General features: G+C 62.0%; 26 protein-coding genes and 1 tRNA gene. 8 read left to right on the top strand and 19 right to left on the bottom strand.

Going from position 1 to position 20,588, the window contains the following annotated elements; genetic code table 11:
- Positions 1-350 precede the first annotated feature (350 nt).
- A complete protein-coding gene (locus tag RE429_RS10650; RefSeq protein ID WP_414470757.1) occupies positions 351-767 on the bottom strand; it encodes a GFA family protein in 417 nt (138 codons plus the stop codon).
- 263 nt (positions 768-1,030) lie between these two features.
- Here RE429_RS10650 and RE429_RS10645 point away from each other — a divergent pair, with 263 nt between their 5' ends.
- Together RE429_RS10645 and RE429_RS10640 are read left to right on the top strand one after the other, a co-directional pair.
- Positions 1,031-1,186, top strand: a complete 156-nt coding sequence (locus tag RE429_RS10645; protein WP_414470756.1) for a DUF1127 domain-containing protein — start codon at positions 1,031-1,033, stop codon at positions 1,184-1,186.
- A 340-nt stretch (positions 1,187-1,526) separates the two neighbouring features.
- Complete coding sequence (locus RE429_RS10640) at positions 1,527-1,793, top strand: hypothetical protein (RefSeq protein ID WP_414470755.1); 267 nt, start codon at positions 1,527-1,529, stop codon at positions 1,791-1,793.
- A gap of 386 nt (positions 1,794-2,179) precedes the next feature.
- On the opposite strand, the gene RE429_RS10635 is transcribed toward RE429_RS10640, so the two are convergent.
- Complete coding sequence (locus RE429_RS10635; protein ID WP_414470754.1) at positions 2,180-4,174, bottom strand: hypothetical protein; 1,995 nt, start codon at positions 4,172-4,174, stop codon at positions 2,180-2,182.
- A gap of 210 nt (positions 4,175-4,384) precedes the next feature.
- Here RE429_RS10635 and RE429_RS10630 point away from each other — a divergent pair, with 210 nt between their 5' ends.
- Both RE429_RS10630 and RE429_RS10625 read left to right on the top strand, forming a co-directional pair.
- On the top strand, positions 4,385-4,558 hold the full coding sequence (locus RE429_RS10630) for a hypothetical protein (protein ID WP_414470753.1): 174 nt from the start codon (positions 4,385-4,387) through the stop codon (positions 4,556-4,558).
- Between the two features lie 78 nt (positions 4,559-4,636).
- Positions 4,637-5,092: a GTP pyrophosphokinase gene (locus RE429_RS10625; RefSeq protein WP_414470752.1), complete on the top strand. Its 456-nt coding sequence runs from the start codon at positions 4,637-4,639 to the stop codon at positions 5,090-5,092.
- A 749-nt stretch (positions 5,093-5,841) separates the two neighbouring features.
- On the opposite strand, the gene RE429_RS10620 is transcribed toward RE429_RS10625, so the two are convergent.
- Positions 5,842-6,057 (bottom strand): type II toxin-antitoxin system HicB family antitoxin, encoded by a 216-nt coding sequence (locus tag RE429_RS10620; protein WP_414470751.1) that lies wholly within the window; start codon positions 6,055-6,057, stop codon positions 5,842-5,844.
- A 410-nt stretch (positions 6,058-6,467) separates the two neighbouring features.
- Positions 6,468-6,545, bottom strand: a tRNA-Pro gene (locus RE429_RS10615).
- A 319-nt stretch (positions 6,546-6,864) separates the two neighbouring features.
- Between RE429_RS10615 and RE429_RS10610 the strand changes: the two genes are divergently transcribed.
- Positions 6,865-7,044, top strand: coding sequence for a hypothetical protein (locus tag RE429_RS10610; RefSeq protein WP_414470750.1), 180 nt, complete (start codon positions 6,865-6,867; stop codon positions 7,042-7,044).
- Between the two features lie 81 nt (positions 7,045-7,125).
- Here RE429_RS10610 and RE429_RS10605 read toward each other — a convergent pair whose 3' ends face one another.
- The 8 genes from RE429_RS10605 to RE429_RS10570 all read right to left on the bottom strand — a co-directional run bounded on the left by RE429_RS10605 (position 7,126) and on the right by RE429_RS10570 (position 11,695).
- Positions 7,126-7,419, bottom strand: coding sequence for a hypothetical protein (locus RE429_RS10605; RefSeq protein ID WP_414470749.1), 294 nt, complete (start codon positions 7,417-7,419; stop codon positions 7,126-7,128).
- Positions 7,416-7,793 (bottom strand): 3TM-type holin, encoded by a 378-nt coding sequence (locus RE429_RS10600; RefSeq protein ID WP_414470748.1) that lies wholly within the window; start codon positions 7,791-7,793, stop codon positions 7,416-7,418. Before RE429_RS10600 ends, RE429_RS10605 begins: the two co-directional genes overlap by 4 nt.
- Entirely contained in the window at positions 7,793-8,341 is a 549-nt protein-coding gene (locus RE429_RS10595) for a phage tail tip lysozyme (RefSeq protein WP_414470747.1), read from the bottom strand. Before RE429_RS10595 ends, RE429_RS10600 begins: the two co-directional genes overlap by 1 nt.
- Before the next feature lie 66 nt (positions 8,342-8,407).
- Positions 8,408-8,794, bottom strand: a complete 387-nt coding sequence (locus RE429_RS10590) for a hypothetical protein (RefSeq protein WP_414470746.1) — start codon at positions 8,792-8,794, stop codon at positions 8,408-8,410.
- A complete protein-coding gene (locus RE429_RS10585; RefSeq protein ID WP_414470745.1) occupies positions 8,791-9,777 on the bottom strand; it encodes a hypothetical protein in 987 nt (328 codons plus the stop codon). The genes RE429_RS10590 and RE429_RS10585 overlap by 4 nt, the downstream gene beginning before the upstream one ends.
- Positions 9,778-9,780: 3 nt before the next feature.
- Positions 9,781-10,125: a hypothetical protein gene (locus RE429_RS10580; RefSeq protein ID WP_414470744.1), complete on the bottom strand. Its 345-nt coding sequence runs from the start codon at positions 10,123-10,125 to the stop codon at positions 9,781-9,783.
- A gap of 8 nt (positions 10,126-10,133) precedes the next feature.
- Complete coding sequence (locus RE429_RS10575; RefSeq protein ID WP_414470743.1) at positions 10,134-11,183, bottom strand: phage tail protein; 1,050 nt, start codon at positions 11,181-11,183, stop codon at positions 10,134-10,136.
- 272 nt (positions 11,184-11,455) lie between these two features.
- Positions 11,456-11,695, bottom strand: coding sequence for a DUF1902 domain-containing protein (locus tag RE429_RS10570; RefSeq protein WP_414470742.1), 240 nt, complete (start codon positions 11,693-11,695; stop codon positions 11,456-11,458).
- 217 nt (positions 11,696-11,912) lie between these two features.
- On the opposite strand from RE429_RS10570, the gene RE429_RS10565 reads away from it, so the two are divergent.
- Both RE429_RS10565 and RE429_RS10560 read left to right on the top strand, forming a co-directional pair.
- Complete coding sequence (locus tag RE429_RS10565; protein ID WP_414470741.1) at positions 11,913-12,074, top strand: hypothetical protein; 162 nt, start codon at positions 11,913-11,915, stop codon at positions 12,072-12,074.
- 82 nt (positions 12,075-12,156) lie between these two features.
- Entirely contained in the window at positions 12,157-12,426 is a 270-nt protein-coding gene (locus RE429_RS10560) for a hypothetical protein (RefSeq protein ID WP_414470740.1), read from the top strand.
- Positions 12,427-12,949: 523 nt separating this feature from the next.
- Here the strand turns inward: RE429_RS10560 and RE429_RS10555 are convergent.
- Positions 12,950-13,807 (bottom strand): hypothetical protein, encoded by an 858-nt coding sequence (locus RE429_RS10555; protein WP_414470739.1) that lies wholly within the window; start codon positions 13,805-13,807, stop codon positions 12,950-12,952.
- Between the two features lie 539 nt (positions 13,808-14,346).
- Here RE429_RS10555 and RE429_RS10550 point away from each other — a divergent pair.
- Positions 14,347-14,607, top strand: coding sequence for a hypothetical protein (locus RE429_RS10550; protein WP_414470738.1), 261 nt, complete (start codon positions 14,347-14,349; stop codon positions 14,605-14,607).
- A 17-nt stretch (positions 14,608-14,624) separates the two neighbouring features.
- On the opposite strand, the gene RE429_RS10545 is transcribed toward RE429_RS10550, so the two are convergent.
- From RE429_RS10545 to RE429_RS10520, 6 genes are read right to left on the bottom strand one after another with little or no spacing between them, the layout of a single operon-like run.
- On the bottom strand, positions 14,625-17,141 hold the full coding sequence (locus RE429_RS10545; RefSeq protein WP_414470737.1) for a hypothetical protein: 2,517 nt from the start codon (positions 17,139-17,141) through the stop codon (positions 14,625-14,627).
- Positions 17,141-17,515: a hypothetical protein gene (locus RE429_RS10540; protein ID WP_414470736.1), complete on the bottom strand. Its 375-nt coding sequence runs from the start codon at positions 17,513-17,515 to the stop codon at positions 17,141-17,143. Before RE429_RS10540 ends, RE429_RS10545 begins: the two co-directional genes overlap by 1 nt.
- Before the next feature lie 13 nt (positions 17,516-17,528).
- Entirely contained in the window at positions 17,529-18,491 is a 963-nt protein-coding gene (locus RE429_RS10535) for a hypothetical protein (protein ID WP_414470735.1), read from the bottom strand.
- 12 nt (positions 18,492-18,503) lie between these two features.
- Positions 18,504-18,650, bottom strand: coding sequence for a hypothetical protein (locus RE429_RS10530; protein ID WP_414470734.1), 147 nt, complete (start codon positions 18,648-18,650; stop codon positions 18,504-18,506).
- The gene (locus RE429_RS10525) at positions 18,650-20,047 is read right to left on the bottom strand and encodes a hypothetical protein (RefSeq protein WP_414470733.1); all 1,398 of its coding nucleotides are present in this window, start codon (positions 20,045-20,047) and stop codon (positions 18,650-18,652) included. The genes RE429_RS10530 and RE429_RS10525 overlap by 1 nt, the downstream gene beginning before the upstream one ends.
- Positions 20,047-20,400: a hypothetical protein gene (locus RE429_RS10520; protein WP_414470732.1), complete on the bottom strand. Its 354-nt coding sequence runs from the start codon at positions 20,398-20,400 to the stop codon at positions 20,047-20,049. Before RE429_RS10520 ends, RE429_RS10525 begins: the two co-directional genes overlap by 1 nt.
- Positions 20,401-20,588: the final 188 nt, after the last annotated feature.

Genomic DNA, 20,588 nt, shown 5'->3' with positions numbered 1-20,588 from the left:
TGGGAGGTTCATTGATCGGATCTCGCCGACCTGATCCAGGTCAAAGCGACCCTTGCGAAAAGAAGCAATGATATTCTGATGGATGCGCTCGCGTTCGGCGCGTGTGACGCGGCTGGACCAAGGCCAGTCGCAGTGCCGGTCAGCCACAAGCCGCCCATCGGGACTGCATGCGGCGCTCCATGGAGCTGTTGGTCCTGTCCCGCGGGCTCCTGGCGCAGCCCGTTTACCCCTGCGATCATGGGCCGCCGCACAACCCGTTCGATTTCAGCGAATCGAAGGCCAGAGAGGAGGCCACGGCTGCGCTCACCGCTTGGTTTCCACGAACGGACCTTATCGGAAATTGCGAAGCCTCAATCGCGCAAGCCGAATGGAGGTCCTCCGGGTTTCCGGGGCAAAGCATCGTCAATTTCGACCCATGGAGCCTTCGAGTCGACACAGAAGTGCATCTCAGCCGTCATGGACGGATTGCTATCCAATGTCCCGAGGCGAAACCCGAGCTCCTCCGGGTCGCCATCGTCCCGCTTGTAGATTGGGGACCCACAACAGCTAGCGAAGAAGCGCCGAACGCCAGGGCTCGACTCCCAGCTCCGCATCAGGTCCTCACCGGCCGCAAAGGCAAGTGCCGTCGCCTTGAGGCCTGCCGTCGTGCCGAAGCTTGACCCTGACTGCTTTCGGCAGCGCCAGCAATGGCAGTAGGTGATCGGGCCGAGGAGGTCGCCCCGAATTTCGTAGCGGACCTGCCCGCAAGCGCAAGAACCCTTCAACATGGCAGGAGCGTACACGCGATCCCGCGTGAGTGTCATTCCCGAAGTGGCGCGACGAGAGCATGGGATCTGGGTTCGATGTCACGTCCGATGGTGGAAGGCCGGCGGGGACGCCTGAGGCGCTATTATACTTTGGTATGATACCGCCGCATATCTGGCCTTCGGAATGAGCGCTCCTTTTGTGCACCGCATGGGCGTATTGCTGCATCGCAAGGCAAGAACACAGGCCATCGCCGAAATGGCAGGCAAACTCACAGGAGCTCTCAATGTTCGTTTCACTCATCCTCGCCAAGATCCAGGCCTACTTCCGCTATCGCGCGACGGTCAATGAGCTGTCGGCTCTCTCGGATCGCCAGCTCAGCGATTTCGGCATCGCCCGTTTCGAGATCGAAACGGTCGCTCGCCGAGCCGTTGCGGCCTAAAGCTCTCTGCACTGCAGCAAACGCCCTCGCCCGCCTCCCGGCGGGCGTTTGTTGTTTATGGGCACCCAAGGCGTATCCACCCGACAGTCGTATCCACCCGACAGCGACCGCGAGATCTCCCCTTTGCCACCTTCCGGTAGAGGCTGAATGAATGAATGGAACGGCTCCCCCGAAAGAGTGAGCGTCATATCTGAACAACCCGGCAGGCTGGAGCTTATCCATGTCCCCGGTCTTGGTTTGCCCCTAGGGATCGGTAACTCGGCGCCCGCGTATGAGGGGCGCTATTTTTTTATCCGCCGCACCTAACCCTCTCTTCACCCTTCCCTGCCATAGGCAGGGCATGACCGACACCCGAGACAACACCGCCCTATCCGAACTCACCGGCCAGCCCGTCAACACCTGGTCCGAGGAATGGCGGATCGAAACCGAAGCCCGTACCGTCCTGAAGATGAGCAAGGAACAGCGGGATGCCTTCTTCAACGGCCGGAAGGATGCGGATGGGAAGACCATCGACCGCGGCGTGATCGCCATCCGTGGGCTGAAGGCCGCCGAGGGGATCAAGGCGACCATCGAGCGGCTCCAGGAGGCTCGCGCGAGGAAGGGATAGCGCGGGCCCGGCTTATCTCCCGCACCGGCGTTCCATCCGGGCCCTGCCTGAGGATGAAGCCTTCTGAGCATCCGTGATCCGCGCTGCCTTCATGAGCCTTCCGGTCCATCTCAGCCAGGGACAATAGCGCGGAAAACTCCAACCCAAACTTGTCCGGGTTTAAGGAATCAAGTCGGGTCCACTTTTCGCGAACGCGGCCCGCCGGGTCCGCATGATGCGCCGGTAAGCCCAGGCATGCATCAGGGCATGTCCGGGGACCGGCTCGGCATAGCAAGAAGCCAGCGCATACTGCATTCTGACGGGATCAGAATGTTTGCTCTCTCTTTGATGAAGCATCGTTCTTCGCGAAGAACCGGTTCCCGCTTCTTCGCACGTTGCCTTAAGGATCAGTTCTGCTCTCCAACAGAATCGGCGAAATTCTGTCGAAGGACATTCGCTGCAGGCGCGTCTCCCAAGGCCAGGATTTCCTGGTACATCGCAACGACTAGATCGCAATAGGCCCCGTACTGGGTAGGCCGGATGCCCTGTGCCGTCAGGAGAGCAATCGTATCGCTGTTGAAGCGTGAGGCCAGACGAACGCCTACCTTGCTCCAGTACTGGTCCAATGTGGCGGGGCTCACTGAAATTCCTGTTCTGGGGGAGCGGATAAGCCTCTCGGAGATCTCGAGCTCCTTGGAAACGAGCGCCGGCGGAAGGTATTGGCTGAAACTGGTGCTCCCCCCAACCCCCGACGCGTACTGGTAACACAATGCTTTGTCTTTGACGGAAAGCGCCTGGAGCTGCTCGATCAGAAGGCGTCCAAGATCGAGAACGGTCCGATCATCGGCCGTGCCCCGCCGGGATTGGATGATGGGGAAGATCTTGGCCCGAGCCTTCTGGAAGATGACCAGTTCCGTTTCGCCAGCGAAGTAGGCTTGGCTGAAATCGTCAACGATATCCGAGTACACCCTAGGCTCGGCATCTCTGATCGCTGAGAAGAGTCCGACTTCGGTGAGCCTATCGGATAGTGTCTCACGCGTCAGATTGGCTCCAAATCCGGACGCCGCGTAGAGCGAATTGTCAACGACGCCGCTAATGGCCCTTCCGGCCATCAGCTCGTCCGGGTTCGGCGTCCACATGGACTGGTTGGGCGTGGAGAGAGCTTTATGGACGAAGTCAGGCGTGATGCCGGATGCGATGAAGAGATCACGACCGTCCTGATCAGATTCACGAATTTCCTGGGCGGTCATCCCGGGGAAGCTTGAGGCATGGTAGCCGAGTTTTGCATCCCGGCGGATCCATCTCTCACGTCCCGCCGCGAAGGCGATCGTGCAGGCGGACTGGCACCGATCCGATGTATAGGTGGTGAGTCCCAGCTTCTGGATCGTCCGGTAGAGTTTCTTGGCCTCTCCAATACGGCCACCGTCGCTGTTGAGATGAACCACCCTCAGGTTCGGAAGAGCTTTGACCACCCGGTTGAAGTCATCGTCCAAGCCGAATTTGAAGCCTCCCGCCACCTCGACCTCAGTTCCGTTGCGCATGATGCGAATGGAATAGGCCGGGATCGTTGGGTCGTCGTGGAAGGCGATCTGATAGGTTTCCAGGAGTTGTGGGTATCCGCTTTGTGTGAAGTCGATGAGGATCCTTAGACCCCCCAGGATGACGGCGATCTTCGCCAAGGCGGGCCAGAGGGTCTTGTGCTTCTGATCGACGTACCGGTTAGCCGAGCGCCAGATACCCATCATCTGCCACACGGCAATCAAGCCGACGCCTATCCAGATTGCGACGAGCACGATCAGGATCTTGGTCGGATCATAACCGCCTGCCGGGGTCAGCGTGGCGGCGATCACTCCAGAGAAGGCCATGAGCGCCAGGTTGGAGAAGAAACCAAAGACCCAATAGGAGACCCAGAGCGGAAACTCGCCGCGCCAATGGCGGGCGACGAAGTTCCGACGACCGCGTTGGGATGGTGGGGGTGCTGCTGCTGGAGCCGCAGAAGTCACAAACGCTTTGATGTCTTGATCAAGTTGCCGAGCGATCTCTGTTGGGACGGATTCGGGTTCCTCGAATTTGGGCTCGATCCGACCCTGATGAGCCCGCCCTTCGGAACTGACCTGAGCGGCCCCTGTGTTCTCAGATGATGAACCGGGCGTCTTGTTGGCACGGTACAGACCTAGCAAGAGACATACGAACTGAGGCAGCACATAGGTGGCGAAGCTCTTCTGGAAATCTGGAGCGCCGCCATAGGCATTCCCGAAGCCGGCCAGAACGGTTGCAAGACACAAGGATAGGCCGTTTGCGGTGATCAGACGAGGATATTCGGCTTTCCATGAGCGTAGGAGCCATAGGAACAATTGGGTCAGCAGCACCGCCCCCAAGAAGGCGCCAAGCAGTCCAGCCATTTCTAAATCCCCCAGCGCGAGTTTTCAGGCTGGCCGACCGACTGTCAAGCTACCGGACAAAACTCGGATACGCCCACCGGATAACCGATGCCGGCGAGCCATTGGCAAAGCTCCTCGACATGGCTCTTTCCAGCGGGGCTCCTGACCTTTGGGAAGCGCTTGAACGCTTCGGCATCCGCCATTGGGGCCATGCGGCAGCCGAATGAGGCAATGGTCGAGGCCGAGCTTCACGCGAACATCAACGCCTTCCCGGATCAGAACGCCGAGAATGCCGATGTTTACAGGGCCATGATCGACGTCGCCCTCACCTCTCCCCTTTGCTCTGGATGGGAGGTGCTCTGGATGGGAGGTGCTCTGGATGGGAGGGAGAATACCAATGGATGAGAGGAATAAGGAATTGACCTCCGCTTCGCTCGTATGCGCAAGTCAGGACAGCACACAGTCGCAGAGTCGAGGTGAAAGATGAGCACCCTTGAACGAGCCATCGCTATCGCGGCCGAGGCGCATGCCGGTCAGGTAGACAAGGGCGGCGCTCCCTACATCCTGCATCCGCTCCGGGTGATGCAGAAGGCTTTCCGGGTTGACGAGCCCGATGTCGGGATCGTCGCCGTCCTTCACGATGTTGTGGAAGATTGCCCGGACTGGCCCTTGGAAAGGCTTTCCTCTGCGGGCTTGAGCCCTGCGGCCATAGAGGCGCTCGACGCCCTCACCAGGCGCAAGGAAGAGACCTATCAGGATTTTGTCGCCCGCTGCGGCAATAGCCGGATCGCCACCTTCGTAAAACTGGCGGATCTGGAAGACAACATGGACCTCGGGCGGCTGACCATCATCACACCCCGGGACGAGGAGCGGCTGGAACGCTACCGCAAGGCTCACGCCGCCCTCACCTCTCCCCTAGCTCCGGATGGGAGGGAGTGAACCCGCAATCGCGTCCTAAGCTCGTGCTTGTGCTAAAGCTTAACCATTCACACATGGCGAGCAGTCATGACATTGGAAGAGCTGAGGGCAGAGTTCGGCCGCCTCTATCGTCAAAACGAAGGGCGGAAAGTGGAGACCATCCATTTGTTCGGTATCGCGCAGGCGCGGCAGTTCCCGTTTCCTTTGCGACGGAACTGCGGATAGGAATGAAGCTGGCGCAGTATGTCGAGATCAAGCCAGGAGCATTCTCAGCTGCCCGTCGAAGAGCCCCCCTTGGGAGAGGGCATTGGAAAGGCTCTCGGCCTTCCCCGCGGAAATGGTCGCACAGCGCGAGCCTTCGCGTATGCCTGCCGGGCGTTCCAACTGTCGCAGACTTGATAATGGCGGACAGAGATCCTTACCAGAAAGCTCTGCGCGAGCTCGATGCATCCGCTATGCGGGGCGCTGTCGATCCAACGCCGATGGCCACCTATCTGTCAGGACTCCTTGCTGTGCAACGGCAGCCCTTCATGCAGCCTGATCCTGCGGAGCCTCAGGTTTAAACCGACTTGGCCTCGTGGCTTTATAGGTCCCCGGATTGTGGTCTGCTCCGGAGGCTCGCCCGCAGCCGCCGCCAGAAAGCTGCCTTGATCCGCTTCAACTCGCTCCGGCGCCGCTTGAGCATCCCCCGGATCTTGGGATGGAACGCATCGAATTCTTCTTGGGTTGTTTTCGCTCGGATGCTGCGTCGAGCCATTGTTGTGCTTGATTCAGGCGGCGTGCCGGGCTGGAGCAGGGACTTCACGCCCAATGGCACGAGCCTCCTCGATCCAAGCCGCAATGGCGTCCTGGACATTGTGAGCGGCCTCCTCCGGCGTCTCCGCATCGCTCATGCAGCCCGGGAGCTGCAGCACCTGGGCAAGCGAGCCGCCACCGTCCTCCTGGGAAAGCTGCTCCAGGATGATGCGATATTCATGAACGGGCATTGCTGGCCTCCACGGAACGGCAGAACCGGACGAGTTTCCGAACATAAACGCTCTTGATGGGGTTTCGGTAGGGGATGGTCAGAATCTCCGCCTGGGAAGGGTAAGAGACCTTGAAGTGAGAGCCGCCGCCCGAAGGCGGCGCGCAGCGGATGCCGAGGGGGCGGCCGTTACAATGTTAGCGGAGGCGGGCGCAACGGTGCCGGAGATCGCGACCATCACCGGTCACACCCAAGCTCATGCACAGAAGATTTTGGATCGCTATTTGGCCCGGACTCGGACTCTGGCAGAATCAGCCATCGCCAAGCTGGACGAGCACCGCCGGAACAAAACCGGCGCATAATCTGCAAACCGATTTGCAAACTGAAGGTTGGAGAGAGAACCCAAGATGCCCGTAAGCTCTTGGAATATAATGGTCGGAGCGAGAGGATTTGAACCTCCGACCCCTAGTCCCCCAGACTAGTGCGCTAACCGGGCTGCGCTACGCTCCGACGCCTCAACGGCTTGGATCATCTAGCGATTTCGACCTTCGGGCGCAACCCCCAAAATTCAGGTTCGGAACGAAACGGCACCGGACGCCACGGTTCGGGACGCACATCCCCGAACAAGCCATGCTTGCGGCGAGGAGCAACGAGCAGAGGGATGCCTTCTTCGACGGTCGGAACGCTACGGATGGGAGAACCGTCGACCGGGCGTGATCGGCTTATTCCCGTTCTTCACCGCGCAACACTGTTCGAATGAATTGGTTCTCGACTCCTGTGCCATTGCCCGACATGTTCATCCTTTGTTCACAACGAGTCGGGCAGAGGCATGAAGCGCGAGAAACTGACAACCGAGCAGGTCCTCGAGGCTCGGCTTCGCTATGCCGCCGGCGAAAGAGAGTTCACGAGGCTCGCTCGCGACTATGGGGTCAGCCGCCCGACGATCACCAATGCCGTCCTTGGCTACACCTTCAAGCATCTGCCCATGCCGCCGCGGCGCGTTCCATGACGCCGCCCGACAATTCACGCCCGCCTTGCGGCTAGCGCATCGTTCTTGCGAAGAACCAGGGCCGGTCGTTCGCGCGATGCGCTAATGGGGGAGCTCGCTGAAGAACGTCGCGACGGCGGCGATCCCTGCCAGCCAGGCGCCGACGATCCAGCGGACAAGCCATGTCCGGCTGTCCTCCAGACTGGAGACCCTTCCGTCCATGGCGGCATGCATCTGCTCGATCTCTTTGCGGGGCACGAAGTGGACGGATTGCTCGTCCATCTTCTGCGTCAGGTTGCGCACGTCACGGGCGAGGTTCTTGAACTCCGTTCTCAACTCGCCCCTGAACTCCGCGAATTCGACCTTGAAGGCGGTCAGACCCGTGTCGTCGCTCATGAGCGAACCTTCATCTGACCGACCACGGCCGGAATAACCTTCTCGGCCGACCGATAGCCGCCAAGCCCCAAAAGCCCGTAGAGAAGCGGATAAAGCTGATCCGGCGGGATCATGTGCAGGCCGAACGGCATCCCCGCCCATGAGGCCAGGAGCCCGAAGCCGCACACCCATCCCACGAAGGGCCGCCAGCCCTTCTGGAACCAGCTCTCGGATTGGGCGTCGGCCAGATCGATGGCGATCTGCCGGGCTCGCTCTTCCGCCGTGGTCTTGATCTCATCCGGGCTTTTGCCGGTCGTATCCGTCTTCAGCGCATCCAGAACGACGGGAGCGATGACCTCGCTGATGATTGCGCCGATTGCTGCTCCTGCGGCCATCACGACCTCCTTCTCAGGGCATTGAAAAAGGCCCGGAGCAGAGCACCGAGCCGTGAGGTTTTCGGGGAAAGGATGGGTTCGATATCGGGAGGCTGCGGGATATAGTCCGCCCAGGCGCTCAACGCCTCCTCGGCCCACTTCAGGCGGCTGCCGTAGTGCTTGATGCCGGCCCTGAGAAACGTCTTCTCGAAGGCGATGACTTTGTCGCGCAAGCCGCACGCCTGCATCACGGCGGGAACGGCCCTTTTCTCGGAGCCCTTCAGTTCCTCGATGAGAAAACCGTAATTCGCCCTGTCGGAGGCCGGATCCAGGGCGAGCGCCTCGCAGAACGCCTCATAGGCCCTGCGGCGCGGGCCCGTCCATTGCGACCATCCGTAGCCGCCGCGGGAGCCCTTTACCAAAGGCTCGCGTTCTTGAAGACTGCGGAAGCCGCTGCATTCGTGCCCCAGATTGCCGAGGATGGCTGCCGCGTCTTCCGCATCCAGCGGAAAGTCGCGCATGAGATCAGCCATCACCTTCGGCGCTTTCGCCCTGAAGATGTCCGTCACTGTCAGTTCTCCCATAAAAAAACCCGCCTCCATGGGCGGGTCCGCATCCTCGACCGAGACGCCGCGTCAGGTGAGCGCGGTCGTATAAAAATCCCCTGGCGTCGTCCTCAACGCCATCATGGCATCCTCGATCTTGGCGTCGTCCTCGAGGAAGCCCGGCGCATGGGTGAAGTACGCCTTCACCGCGTCGGCCTGGCTTGCCAGCCACGTGTTGAAAGAGCCGTACAGCGTCTGCGTCACAAGCTCCCGGTAGAAGGTGTACCGGTCGAGATAGCGCGCTGGCGCACCATAGGCCGTGGGAACGCCGCCGCCCGCAACCCATGCCAGGAAATCGGCCCATAGGCCGGGGGTATCGGCCTCGCTGACGGCGATATCGCCCGCCTCATCAGTGGTGATCGTGGCTGCCGTATTTTCGGAGTTGCCGTATCGCGCGGCGGAGATCGTGTAGCTCATGGAATGACCTCATGGGCAATCAGCGTGAATGCAGGAGCAGTACCCAAGTCGCTGCTGGCGGTCCATCGGTTGAGTATCAGTGACATCGGGATCGTGGCCGTCCCGATGCGGATGGAATAGGTGATGGGCGAAGTCGTGTTCGGGGTGTCTTCGCACAGCAGGGTCAGCAGCGTTGGAACGTTGGTGAACGCCCACTGGCTCACGGCCCGAATGCACGTCGTGCCCCGGAAAAGAGCGGCCGTTAATGACGTCTCGGCGCCTGTCCCGGCGAGCCCATTGAAAAACAATCGGATTCTGTTGGTGGCAGCACTAGGAGTAATCGTGACGCTCATAAGCAGGAGGCCGTCCGTCCATTGGGGAGTGCCGGCCCCCGTCGGGATATGGCCTTGTGTGCTGTTCCGCGTGGAGTAGGTCGCAAGTGCCGTTGCCGGTCCTGTCGCACTCGTCGAAATCGTCAGCGTGTTCGCGGTATCGTTGTAGGACAGGTTGACACCGCTTCCCGGCTGGAGAAGCGCGGCGACCCTGTCGTCCACGGCCTCAGAAAAATCGGTGACCTGGGAAGCCGTGTGACTATGGTTGGCCGCGGCCGCCCCGATGGCGGTTCGGGCCGCCGCTTGGGAGGGGGCACTGAAGACGGCGATGCCGACGGATGTGCTTCCCTCGATGTCTTCCGGGATATGCGTATGGTAATCGGGCGGAAACGCGGCCGGCTTGTCGGTCAGCTCGTTCCACGACTGGCTCTGGGTCGGAAGGTTGACGAGTTCGACGCGCTCGTTGGTGTCGGTCGCCTCGTTCCAGACATGGACGAAGCGCCCCTCGTTGTCGGCGGGCGTCACCTCGACGAGAGAAGGAATGTCGCTTTCGATGGTGACGGTTCCGCCGGTCGCTGCCGCCTTGATGCCGCCCGTGGCGACGATCTTGCCGGGCCAGCGGGGCAGCACCTCGATTTGAACGCCCCCGGGGGCGGAAGGAAAGAGCGCCATGATCTAGCACCTCACAGGGATATTGACTTCGAACAGGGGCTCGACACTCGTGCCGTTCGAGACATCGAGCTTGAGAACGTAGACGCCGGGACGGAGATTGGAGGTTGCCGACGCCTCCATGCGCCATTCGACGACGCCGTCGGACACGACCTCGATGCCGGACGACGTCTGAGCGGCGACGAGCGGGCCGGAGCAACCCGGCTCGTAGAGCCCGCCCGTGAAGGTGACGTCCTCCAACTCGTCGCGAGGAATGGGCTGAAGGGCGCCGTGATCGTCCTTGTGGGTCAGCTTGAAGGTGCCGACCCATGTGCGGCTCTGCCAGATGGGCGGTAGGTGGCCTGTGAACATGCGCGGTCCTAGAGCTTGATGTAGACGCTGACGAGGAAGGACGGCTGAAGGTTGTTATGCGCTTCGCCGCCGCCGGCCGGTTCCACATTGATGCTGTGCGTGTGGGCGCCCGTGGTGTTGGTCGAGCCGCTGACGCTGTGCGCGTGAGCGCCGTCCGTGCCGGTGTTGGCCGTCGTGTTGTGTCCGCGGGTTTCGAAGCCGGCATTCGTGCCGGCCGGGTGGTCCAGTTCGCCTGGGGGCCGCGTGTAGGTATGGCTGTGATTGCCCGTGGTGTTGGTCGTCCCCGTGACCGTATGATTGTGCCCGCCGGCGGAAGCGGAGGTTGCCGTGTGCGTGTGGCCGGGGATCTGCGCGGTCGTGAGAGTGACGGTCGATGCGCCGGCCTTCGCCCCCAGGGTCGTCGCGCTGCCCGACGTGAAGGTCACGCCGGTGAGAAGCCCCGCCGCCGTGTTGCCCATATCGTCCAGGCCGACGAGGGCGCGGCCCCGAAAATCCGGGAGCGCGATCGTCTTGTTGGCGGCCCAGTCCGCGGCGGCGGACACGCCGCGGGACGGAAGGACCGTCAGGTTCGGATCCTTGGCCCACAGATGGAGGAACAAGGCCTGGCTATCCGCATTGGCGCGCTCCGATGCGCCGGAGGACGACGAGCCGATGCTGCGCCCGTTCGCCCGCACCCAACCCTGCAGAACGCCCGAGTCGTACCGGATCTTCATGTCGCCGGTTTGGTGAAGCTTCGTGGCGTCCACGTCCTCCGGGTCGGGCGGGGGTTCGGTTTCCTCGGTGACGGCCCCTTGAAGCTGGTTCAGCGCGCCGATCACCGCGCCCGCGCCGTCCACGATGCGGATGTCGTAATTCCCCTCGCCGATATAGATCGCCGGGAAGTTCCCCTCCCCGTCCACCGCCACGGGATGCGTGTGCTCCTGGCTGAAGGTCGGGTCCTTGTAGGTGAGCTTGGGCGTCGTGGTTCCAGCCTCGAAGACATAGGCCTTCGCGCCGTATTGCACCTGCCCATGCTTGAAGCGGGGAAGCCCCGAGATCGGAGCCGGAACTGCGGTCATTCGGTTTCTCCAAAAGAAAAAGGCCCGCTGAGAGCGAGCCTAGACAAAGAAAAAGCCGCCCGGAGGCGGCTCATGATCGATTCAGAAGGCCTTTGGGAGCCCCGCATCCTTGAGTGTGCCGTTCGCGGTGTGCCGCGACTTCATCGCTCCATCCACCGTAAACTTCCTTTGCACGATAGGGCTGAACCAAATCTCGTGGTCACCCCTGCCCTGCCGCTGGAAATAGCACCCCGCCGCTTTCAGAAGTTCCTTCACGGCTTTCGTGTCGTCGTTCAGGCGGCCTCGTGGATGGTGACACTGGTCCGGGTCGAGGCGATGATTTCAACGGGCACCTCGAACACCCCACCGCCCCCCACATCGAGGAGATCCGTAATCATCGTGGGAATGCGGTCGATAAGGGCATCCGCTGTCGGGGCTTCGGCTCTCAATCCCACCAGAGTGCTTTGGTCAATATACCAGACGGCGGCCTCGTCATCATAGGCGATCTTCACAACGATCAACCTGCTCGGCATCGTGCGCGTCCGGGTTATGGCCATGCTTATCGTCACCAACCTTAAGAGTTTTCCTGTAACGTTCAAGACACCCATATAGGTCCCAGGCCCTCCTCTTTCACCCTTTCTCGTCAAGGGGTTTAAGGCCAGGCAGCCCCCCGCGGACCGGCCGCGCCCTCCACTCGACTCTTGGTTGCATAGTGATATTGTCACAACCGTCCGTTAGGAGGGACAACCAATGATGAAGCAAATCCTCGCCTTGGCGCTGATCGTGGCCGGTATTTACGTTGCGCAACCCGCCCCTGCCCAGGCCGGTCCGTGCCAGCATTCCTATGACCGAGCCAGCGACGGCTCCCGGTGTGGCGGCAGGGCCGCCGATCGGAGAAGCGGCGGGAATTGATCCGCTCCGGGGAGGGTGCCGAACCCTCCCCTCTCGACTCCCGGATGAAGTGTGATAAAGTTGCGTCGACTGGGAGTGGCAAATGAAGGAACCGGAGATCCGGCTGACAGGCTTCGGGGTCAACCTGTTCGTCACGCCGACCATGAAGGCTGTGGGAGTTCACTGCCAGGAGGTAGTGAACCAGAATGGTAAAGCGGCCCGATCCGGAAAAGATATCCTTCTCGAAATGTCTCCGGAAGACGCAATGCGGCTATTAGCTCAGCTCCAATCCGCTCAACAACAACTGGGCTGGAAGTTGCCTGAGACTCCTGTGACTGCCCTGAATGTTCCGCCAGCGAAGCGTCGGAATTAGTCTTCATGATGATGTCCTTGGTTGGATAGAAGAAATGAGCAGAGCACCCCGCTGGCTACTCTTCACCTCATTCTTTTTCTGTCTGCTGGGGTGCAATTTTGAAAGCGCAGAAACGGCGCTGAATATCTGTCGTAAGGAGTGGATAGAGAAGTTTAGCCCAACCTTCGATCGCCCAGTTAAGCTTTTCGATCCGGGCTTCCAATTCCATAGAGCCTGCATGGCGGCTCGTGGATTTGAATCTGCAAAAGTGAAGGGAGAAACTTGCTCCCCAGGTGCGCAGCTATCAGACGCCAACTGCTACTCAAGGGAAAGGTGGTTATGAACCCCGTCCGCCGCATTGCCTGCCTAATCTTCGGCCTTATCCTTGTTGGAGCCGGCTTATGGCTTGCCATAGAGCAGTATCATTATGCCGAGGCAGTTGGGGTGGGAGACTTCCTTACAAGAAGCATTAAGGGTCGCTACATTGGGATAGGAAGCTGCTTTATGCTTTTCTTGGGCGGTGGAGCGCTTGTTGGGAGCGCCATTACTGGCCGATAGCAAATGTCGGAGCGCTATTATTGTTGGCGGCTCCCGCAAGAACGCTCAGCGGGATGCCGATACCCAGAGACTCAGTAGAGGACATAAGATACTGAGAGAGAGTTTCCATCGCCGCGGCCTTTTGAGGAGTCGGGCCAACCTTCATCTCGCTCGCCAACCTCGCCCAGCGATGGAATTGAGAGCTTGTTGCGGGGGTCGATACGAGCTTGCCGAATGCCACTCCACCTATGGCGGCACCAAGGGCCGTGATGGGTTCTGCCATACCCCCTACAACCAAACCGCCTGTCAGTCCCGCGCGACCCGTGTTCGACTTGTTCGCGAACTTGCCCTCGGCCTCCTTGGCCGGCCGCGCTAGGGTCATGATGTCGTCCAGGCACTTGCGGATGCCCTGATCGCGGAACAGGTAGGCTTTTCCTTCAGGAGAGAGCTTGTTCCAGTTGCTCACGAGATGGGCGAATGAGAACTCGCCGCCGGACGGCCCATATCCCATCCGACCGATCATGACGGACGAAAGATCGTTGAAGGCTTCGTCACCTAGCTCCTGTTGCAAGAGCTGCAATTGACGGATGTTGGTCCTTCCGCCCTGGGCGGCCATGCCGATCACCTTATCGGCCAAAGCCTCATCGGATTGGGAGCGCAGGACTTGCCGCAAGCCTTTGTTGGTCTCGGCAAGCCTGCCGAGCTCGGCGTCCGCAGCCTGGAACCGCTTCAGGGCACTCGCTGGGACCTTGAGAGCCGATTGTTGGACTGCGCTCTCCATCGCTCTCGTGACGGCACCGTGGGCGGCCTTCAGATCACCTGCATTGAAGCCCTGCGATTCCTCAAAGTCGATGCGCTCCTCCAAGACTCATGAACAGACTCGACCGCACTTAGAAATGTGATAACCTTTATATCATGCAGCAATGCGCCTTCGTCCCATTCCAAAGACAGAGACCCAAGCCCCACCCAAGACAACGCAGACGAAATGAGCGAATCCTCCAAGCACCCTGGAGCCCCTGAGCGCATCAGGCGGCAATTTGCCGAAGCGACGCCTGCCGGCGGGTGCTTCTCGCTGTCGTGTATTCAATCGCCTTTGCTGGCGTTGCCTGGTTCACGGCGACATTCACGCCCAAGACCGAGGCTTATTTCGCAGCCTTTGGCGCTTGGCTCCAAGCAACTTTTGGAGAGACTCTGGGACTCGCCATTGACATTGCGATCTTTCTGGCCCCCCTCGCTACCCTCTGGTACGTTGGCTTCGTGTGGCTTCCGAGAAGAGAAGCACGCATACGAGGGGCAATTTCCAATCCGACCATGGCAGGGCTGACAGAGAAGGTTAGTGCCCTCGCAAGTTCAGTTGCTCGCAGCCCCATCGGCCTTCGCTTCATCTTCGCTGGAGAGTGAGACATGCCCCTGCGTTTCCCAGAGCCGTCCGGTATCCGCATCAACTGGCACATGGTGCGGCTGGCCTTCACCACACGCGACGGATGGGCTTACCTTGCCCAGGTCGTGCTTTTCTTCGGGTTGGTGGGACTGTTTATTATTTACGCCCTTTTGGCTTGGCAGACCCACCTTCCGCTTTTTATCATTACCGCCGTATGGCTGTATTTGCTGATAACCTGGCCAATCCTGCGGAGTTGGATACGCTTTGGCCGTGACCCCTGGTAGGGTCTAAAGTCCATGTCTCATTGCTGCCTCTCCTGTATGAGACTGGCTGCGCCCAGCAGAGCAAGCCCGCCTAGTTTCGAGACCGCATCCCTGCCTTCCTCCTGGGATCCGGTTGCATATCCAATGCCTGGTGCTGCGCGGCTCGTTCGATCCACAAGACCCGGGTCCGGCGCCTTGGGAGCCCCGCCGTTGAAGGAGCGTTCTACCTTGCCGTCGTTCAGGAAGTTGCTGAAGAACTTACGGCCTATGCGGCTCGTGTTCAAGGCCGCCGTGCCTCCCGTGGGTCCACCCACCTTGAAGCCGATGCTTGCCGCGAGCGCATCCATAGCGCCACCCGCAATTTTCCCGGCGTAGCCCGCCCCGCCTTGATCCTTGATCGGACGCATGGCCGTGGTACGTGCCGCATTGGCAAAGCGATTCATGTTCGCCAGCTCTTCGCCCGTGAACAGCTTCTTGGCGAGCGTCGAGCCCCCGCCCCGCAAGAACTCGTTAACCCGCTCCGCCATCTTTTCGGGGCGCAGCGGCGTCTTGCCTTCGCCCATGCCCGTCACTCGCATGAACACCGCTTGACGGATGGCCGACCACTCGGGGCTTTCCTTGCCGAGAACCTTTTGCAGCCGATCCACCATGCGAACGGATACCCCCCGGTCGCCAATCTTTGACGTGCCATAGAGATAGCGCCCGATTTCTTCAGTCGTAGCGTCACGCTCCGCAATGCGGCGCATCGCCTGCCCAACTTCATCCCCGGCGCCATCCGGCTTGAAGGTCTTTTGATAGCTGGCATAGGACACCCTTGCCCCCTTCAGCGCCTCCAGCACCCCGTCATCACCCGAGAACATGCCATTGGAAACGGCCCGCTCCACCCGGTTGTCAAACTCGTCCATGATGCTGCGGACGGCGCGCATATCCTCCGGATTGCCCGAAGACTTCGCGCCCTTGTAGAACGCGACAAGGCGCTTGCGGGCTTGCTCGACGCCTCGCAATGTAACAGGGCCGCTATCCCCGAGGTTGAGGTGCCGAGCGTTGGCGATGTCATCCAGGGCGCGCTTGGCAACCGGCGTCACCACATCGTCAATGATGACCGACTCCGCGCGCTGCGAGAGGGATCCTGCAATGCGATTGCCGATGCCGCCGAACGCATCCGGCGCGAACTCGCCAGAACGAGAAAACGCATCGTCATAGCGGCCCTTGAAGTCAGCTCGTGCCTTTGCCGCCGCGCTGCGGACCGCATCGCCCACCATCGCGCCAGCCTCAACGGGGTTTTCAAGGTCGACGTGCCCACGTCCGAGTCGCTGGCCCATGGCATCGCGCGCCGCCGTCACGGCCTGTTGCTGCTCGTTCGCGAAACCTGTCGCTATGGCTTGCGCCTTGTCTCCCTTGGCTCCCGAAAGGGCCTGCTTCTCGAAAAGCAGCGCCGCCACATCGTCTGTGGCCTGTCCACGGGACAAGGGTATGCCGAACTCCGCAGCTGCCGCCTCTCGTGCGGCGGGAACCGATACGCCCTTCCTGGCGAATGCCTGCGCAAGTTGTTCATCGAGCGCCTGCGGAATCTCGCGGGGATCGATCCCTGCCTCACGCAAGGCGTTTGCAGCCTCGTCCGTCAAGGATCCATCGGGCTTGCGATAGGCAATGCCGCGTTGGATGAGCGGCCCCAAAGCGCGCCCGGCAAGCTCTAAAGTCGGCTGCGCGAATGTGCCCACCGCCGCACCAATCGCGCCCGCCTTCGCGGCCTTCCAGGGATCTTTGCTGTCTGCCAATTCAGCCGCAGCGGTATACCCGCCTGCGGTCGCGCCCGCGCGCCATGTGCGGCCCGCAAGCCCGGCACCCTGTTGGACCACACGTCCAGCCTGAATCACCTCTTGTGGCGCCTGGAGAACGGGATGCGTGAACATCCCGCCGACGATGCCAGCAGCCGTTCCGGCCATCGCCGTCTTAGGATGCTGGCGACCGGTCGCATCCTCCATATCCTTCATGAGCTGGTAATTCTCTCCGAAGGTGGAGGCGGTGTATTCGTTGCCCAGGCCGATGTTATCGAGAGCGGTAAGGGCCGCCGCCGTAACATTGCGGGGGATGTTCAGGGCGTAAGTGTTTGCGGCCCGCTGCGTTGCTACGTGGAACTGCCCAAAGGCGGACGGCTCGCCGACAAGGGCGATGTCCGCCCGCTGCTGCAACGCGTCTTTCAGCGTGTTCGCGGCCTCCGGGTTCGTCATCACCGAACCGGCCTGCTCGGCGGTCAACGGCTCCGGGGGCGCAACCCGTTCCGGAACAATGCCCCCTCGGCTGAATCGACGACCGCCCGGGAATTTGGCAATTGGTTCGTAGCCACCATAGGGCAGAACCTTTCGCGGCGCCCGGATAGGTCCTTCATCGCGCGCCATCGGGCCCTTGCCGAACCGATCATCGAAGCTCTGCTGAGCCTCCCTCTTTCGCGGGTCCCTGCCCATGGCGCCGAATGCGGCAACGGCAGCGTCTTCGTCCGGAGCGTCCACCTCATAGGTGGAGCCATCCGGCCCCTGCAACTCGAAAACGGGCATTACTGCTTCCTCCGCATCTTGATGCCGTTGCCGAAATCGGCCCATCCGCCCCCGCCCGAGTGAGGGAAGGAATGCCGCTCCCGCTCGCCGAACATGTCCTCGAGAGTCCTGCTGGGCTCGGCGCCCTCCATGGCCGCGAAGGTCGGAGCCTTGCCCTGCATGGGCTGTTGCGCCTGGGGCTCGCCGAGCGATGCGATGGGGCGCATCTCCTGCGGCGGCTGTCCGCCCTGCCCCGTGGACGCCATGGTCCGGTCGATGAGCCCGCGAGCCTCCGCTTCCTGCCGGCGCCTCGCCGCCTGGTCGTAGGCGCCGAGGAAAGTCTTGCCCAGGCTCGCGATGGGCGACCAATCGATGATGGGTGGTCCGAAGTTCATTCCAAGGCCCTCCTTACCGCCCGCCGTAATTCATCGTCATTCCGGCCGGCACGGTGCCATTGCCGGTATTCCAGTTGGAGCCGGTCAGGCCGCCGCCTCCGCCGAAGAGGCTGCCGAGGCCGCCGCCCATGCCACCTCCGAACCCGCCGCCGAGAACGCTGGCTCCGAGCTGCAGACCGCTCATGAGAAGCCCCGCGCGATTGGCCGCGGCCTGCTGGCCTGCGAGCTCGTTCTGCGATGCCGCGTTGGCCAGGCCCTGCCCGATATTCGCGATGAGCTGCCCGCCCGCATTCCCAGCCCCGGAATGGTAGCCCGCCTGCTGCCCATAGGTCTGAGCGATGTTGCCGGCCGTCTGGCCGTAGACGCTGGCGCGGTCCCGGCCATAGCCCGTCGCCACGGTGCCGAGGTCGCGCAGGGCGCCGGCCTGCTGCCCCGTGGCGTTGTAGCCCATCTGAGACACGCCGTTCAGGCGATCCAGATACGAGCCGTATTCCTGGTTCGCGAGATTGGAGCCGAGCCGCGTGATCGCGTCGAGCGTATTGCCGGAAGCCGTGAGGCCGAGCGCGCTCGCCTTGCGGGCTGCGGCGTCCGTCGCCTGATCCACCTGCCACTGATAGCCGGGACCGGCCTGGAAGGCGGCGAGAGCCCGCGTCCGGCCGTCGGCGCCGTTCATGCCGATAGCGTCCTGGTACTGGCCGAACGCGTTCCGGCCCGCATTCGTGTAGGGCGTGAACGCGTCGTAGGCGCGCTGCCCGTAATCTCGCGCGGTGTCGTAGCCGCTCCGGAGCGCGTCCAGCTGATTGCGCTGGGCGCCCCGGTACACGTTGCGGGCCTGGCCGAGATCGGCGACCGCCCGGTTCGTGCCCCTGTCGATGCTTTGAAGCGCCGAGTCCCGCGTGTTCACGAGCACGTCGCTCATGGCCTTGGCGGCGTCACGCCCGTCTTTGCCGCTCGTGAGCTTGTCGAGTCCGAACATGGTTTTCGTCCCTTAAGGAAGTGCCGCCGCGAGGTCCCTGAGATAGGCCAGCAGGCGGTCGAAATACGTGAGCCAGGCGGGCGTCATCTGCCCCGTCCTGAGATCGATCACCGGCTCGTTTGCCGGAGGAAGTCGCGGCGGTGTCTGCGTGAACGGCATCAGGGCGTCCTCGCGTCCGCTTCGACCTCGCCGCCCATCAGCGAGACATAGACGGGATCCGACACGGTGAGACGGAACCGGATGCCGTGATGCGTGGTGAGGCCCAACCTGTTGACGCGGATCTGCCGGCGGCTCTCGCCCTGGCGTCCCAGGCTGCGCAGGATGGGATTGGACCACGTCACGCCGCCGTCGTGCGACCACTGGATGGCGACCTGCGGGTCGTTCTCCGGAATGCTGGCGCTGCGGGCATCGCCCTGCCCCACGACGAAGTCGAACCACGCGGCCTTGACGGCCACGCGCGCCGGGAACTGCTTGACCGGACCGCTCTCGATCACGGCCGCGAGCGGGCTTCCCTCCTCCGTCAGGGATTGTTCGGTGATGGTGAGGAGGTTGGTGGAGTGCGTGTCACCGACGATCCAGCGGTCGAACGCCTTGACCGCGTGGCGATAGCGCCAATTCTCCAGCCCGTAGGATCTGCGTTCGTGCCAGGCCTGCGCGGTGATGTCGTAGACCCAGGTCCATTCGGACGCGCTGAGCGACCAATAGGCGTGGCCGCCCACCACATAGACCGTGGCATGAAGCTGCGTCTTGTCCGGCACGGACGCGATGATGCGCTCGATGTATCGGGTCGAGATCACATTGGCCTGGAAGCCGTTGAGTTCGCGCACCGTGCTGTCGGAGGCGACGAAGATCGGGTTGCCATCCCAGCCGTCCTCGTATCCCGCGATGGCCCAGGGGCCGGCGATGCCGACCGGCACGACGCCGTCGCGCGCCAGCGGGAACGGAGACGTCCCCACGTTGCGCCATCGCTCGAACGAGGATTGCCCGAAGGCGTAGAAATACTGACCGGAGACGACGCCCCGCAGCAATCCGTCGGGCTTCGCCTCGGCCTTGGCGAAGCTCAGGGCATCGACGGCAGGCGCGTTGAGATCGGACGCGTAGATCCGCCCGTCCGCGATCGTGAACAGGAAGAACCCGTCCAGGAAGCTGACGCTGTTGGGCTGAGGCAGGTCGCCGTCCGGATAGGACGAAACCGTCGTCGTCGAAACGACGAAGACTCCCTCCTCGGTCACGACGGCCACGTCGGGCGTCGGCGCGTTGTTGCGCGCCCAGGTGACGGGCTTGGCCCCCGTGAGGGCCCCGTCCAGCACGGTGACGCCGCCGCCGGCGTCCACGATGGCGGCCGTGCCCTCCCAGGCCCCATAGAGGAACCCTGCGACCTCCAGAAATCCGCGCGGGCTGCTCAAGGCCGCGTCCTTGAACGCGACGAGCCCGGGCGAGCGGCGCCAGACGAACAGGTCCCCGTCCCTGTCGACGAAGGCGTTGACGAGACGGCCCTGCCCTTCCTGCGCCGATTGACCCGGCAGCGAAGAGCGCGGGAAGGGAATTGCAACCATCAGCAACGCCTCCGCAAAGCCGGGTCGACCGTCAGCGATTGTCCAGTGCCCTTGCCGATCCTGGAGATCGTGCGCAAACGGTCCTCGCCGTATGTCACCGCATTGGCGTCCATGGGTCGGCCGAATTTCGCCGCGCAATGCTCGGCCAGGACGAGAACCAGATAGGAAAAGGGCGCCTCGTCGATGGCATCGGCATCGGCGACATAGATCACCCGGCGAGCCGCCAGGTCAGCCAGCAGGGGCTGAATGCGGCTTTCCACGTCCCGGCGGTCTTCCGCGCTTGGCGCCTGCCCCACCCCCAGGGCCCCCAGGGCCTGCAGCGTCTCGTCGATCAGATCGTCCTTGGTCTTCATCGCGCTTTCCCCATGCGGCGGGCGTATCGGCCCATCCCTTCGGAAGGTCCTCGCCCTGCGCGAGGTGAAAAATCGTCGGCTCTTGCGTGGGGTGGTATCCCCAGGTCGGAACTGGCTCTTCGCTCATCGGTCACCTGACATGAAAAGGGAGGGCCATGGCCCTCCCTCGTTATTTACGAAGTGCCCGA

This window comes from Microvirga sp. M2 (assembly GCF_047497095.1).
Taxonomy (GTDB): Bacteria; Pseudomonadota; Alphaproteobacteria; order Rhizobiales; family Beijerinckiaceae; genus Microvirga.
Note: the sequence above shows the minus strand (reverse complement) of the source record. Positions and strands in the feature narration are given on the sequence as shown.

Excerpts from the sequence above, each read along its gene's own strand:
- RE429_RS10650 (WP_414470757.1), bottom strand. The coding sequence starts at position 767 with ATGTTGAAGGGTTCTTGCGCTTGCGGGCAGGTCCGCTACGAAATTCGG.
- RE429_RS10645 (WP_414470756.1), top strand. The coding sequence starts at position 1,031 with ATGTTCGTTTCACTCATCCTCGCCAAGATCCAGGCCTACTTCCGCTAT.
- RE429_RS10640 (WP_414470755.1), top strand. The coding sequence starts at position 1,527 with ATGACCGACACCCGAGACAACACCGCCCTATCCGAACTCACCGGCCAG.
- RE429_RS10635 (WP_414470754.1), bottom strand. The coding sequence starts at position 4,174 with ATGGCTGGACTGCTTGGCGCCTTCTTGGGGGCGGTGCTGCTGACCCAA.
- RE429_RS10630 (WP_414470753.1), top strand. The coding sequence starts at position 4,385 with ATGGTCGAGGCCGAGCTTCACGCGAACATCAACGCCTTCCCGGATCAG.
- RE429_RS10625 (WP_414470752.1), top strand. The coding sequence starts at position 4,637 with ATGAGCACCCTTGAACGAGCCATCGCTATCGCGGCCGAGGCGCATGCC.
- RE429_RS10620 (WP_414470751.1), bottom strand. The coding sequence starts at position 6,057 with ATGCCCGTTCATGAATATCGCATCATCCTGGAGCAGCTTTCCCAGGAG.
- RE429_RS10610 (WP_414470750.1), top strand. The coding sequence starts at position 6,865 with ATGAAGCGCGAGAAACTGACAACCGAGCAGGTCCTCGAGGCTCGGCTT.
- RE429_RS10605 (WP_414470749.1), bottom strand. The coding sequence starts at position 7,419 with ATGAGCGACGACACGGGTCTGACCGCCTTCAAGGTCGAATTCGCGGAG.
- RE429_RS10600 (WP_414470748.1), bottom strand. The coding sequence starts at position 7,793 with ATGGCCGCAGGAGCAGCAATCGGCGCAATCATCAGCGAGGTCATCGCT.
- RE429_RS10590 (WP_414470746.1), bottom strand. The coding sequence starts at position 8,794 with ATGAGCTACACGATCTCCGCCGCGCGATACGGCAACTCCGAAAATACG.
- RE429_RS10585 (WP_414470745.1), bottom strand. The coding sequence starts at position 9,777 with ATGGCGCTCTTTCCTTCCGCCCCCGGGGGCGTTCAAATCGAGGTGCTG.
- RE429_RS10580 (WP_414470744.1), bottom strand. The coding sequence starts at position 10,125 with ATGTTCACAGGCCACCTACCGCCCATCTGGCAGAGCCGCACATGGGTC.
- RE429_RS10575 (WP_414470743.1), bottom strand. The coding sequence starts at position 11,183 with ATGACCGCAGTTCCGGCTCCGATCTCGGGGCTTCCCCGCTTCAAGCAT.
- RE429_RS10570 (WP_414470742.1), bottom strand. The coding sequence starts at position 11,695 with ATGCCGAGCAGGTTGATCGTTGTGAAGATCGCCTATGATGACGAGGCC.
- RE429_RS10565 (WP_414470741.1), top strand. The coding sequence starts at position 11,913 with ATGATGAAGCAAATCCTCGCCTTGGCGCTGATCGTGGCCGGTATTTAC.
- RE429_RS10560 (WP_414470740.1), top strand. The coding sequence starts at position 12,157 with ATGAAGGAACCGGAGATCCGGCTGACAGGCTTCGGGGTCAACCTGTTC.
- RE429_RS10550 (WP_414470738.1), top strand. The coding sequence starts at position 14,347 with ATGCCCCTGCGTTTCCCAGAGCCGTCCGGTATCCGCATCAACTGGCAC.
- RE429_RS10545 (WP_414470737.1), bottom strand. The coding sequence starts at position 17,141 with ATGCCCGTTTTCGAGTTGCAGGGGCCGGATGGCTCCACCTATGAGGTG.
- RE429_RS10540 (WP_414470736.1), bottom strand. The coding sequence starts at position 17,515 with ATGAACTTCGGACCACCCATCATCGATTGGTCGCCCATCGCGAGCCTG.
- RE429_RS10535 (WP_414470735.1), bottom strand. The coding sequence starts at position 18,491 with ATGTTCGGACTCGACAAGCTCACGAGCGGCAAAGACGGGCGTGACGCC.
- RE429_RS10530 (WP_414470734.1), bottom strand. The coding sequence starts at position 18,650 with ATGCCGTTCACGCAGACACCGCCGCGACTTCCTCCGGCAAACGAGCCG.
- RE429_RS10525 (WP_414470733.1), bottom strand. The coding sequence starts at position 20,047 with ATGGTTGCAATTCCCTTCCCGCGCTCTTCGCTGCCGGGTCAATCGGCG.
- RE429_RS10520 (WP_414470732.1), bottom strand. The coding sequence starts at position 20,400 with ATGAAGACCAAGGACGATCTGATCGACGAGACGCTGCAGGCCCTGGGG.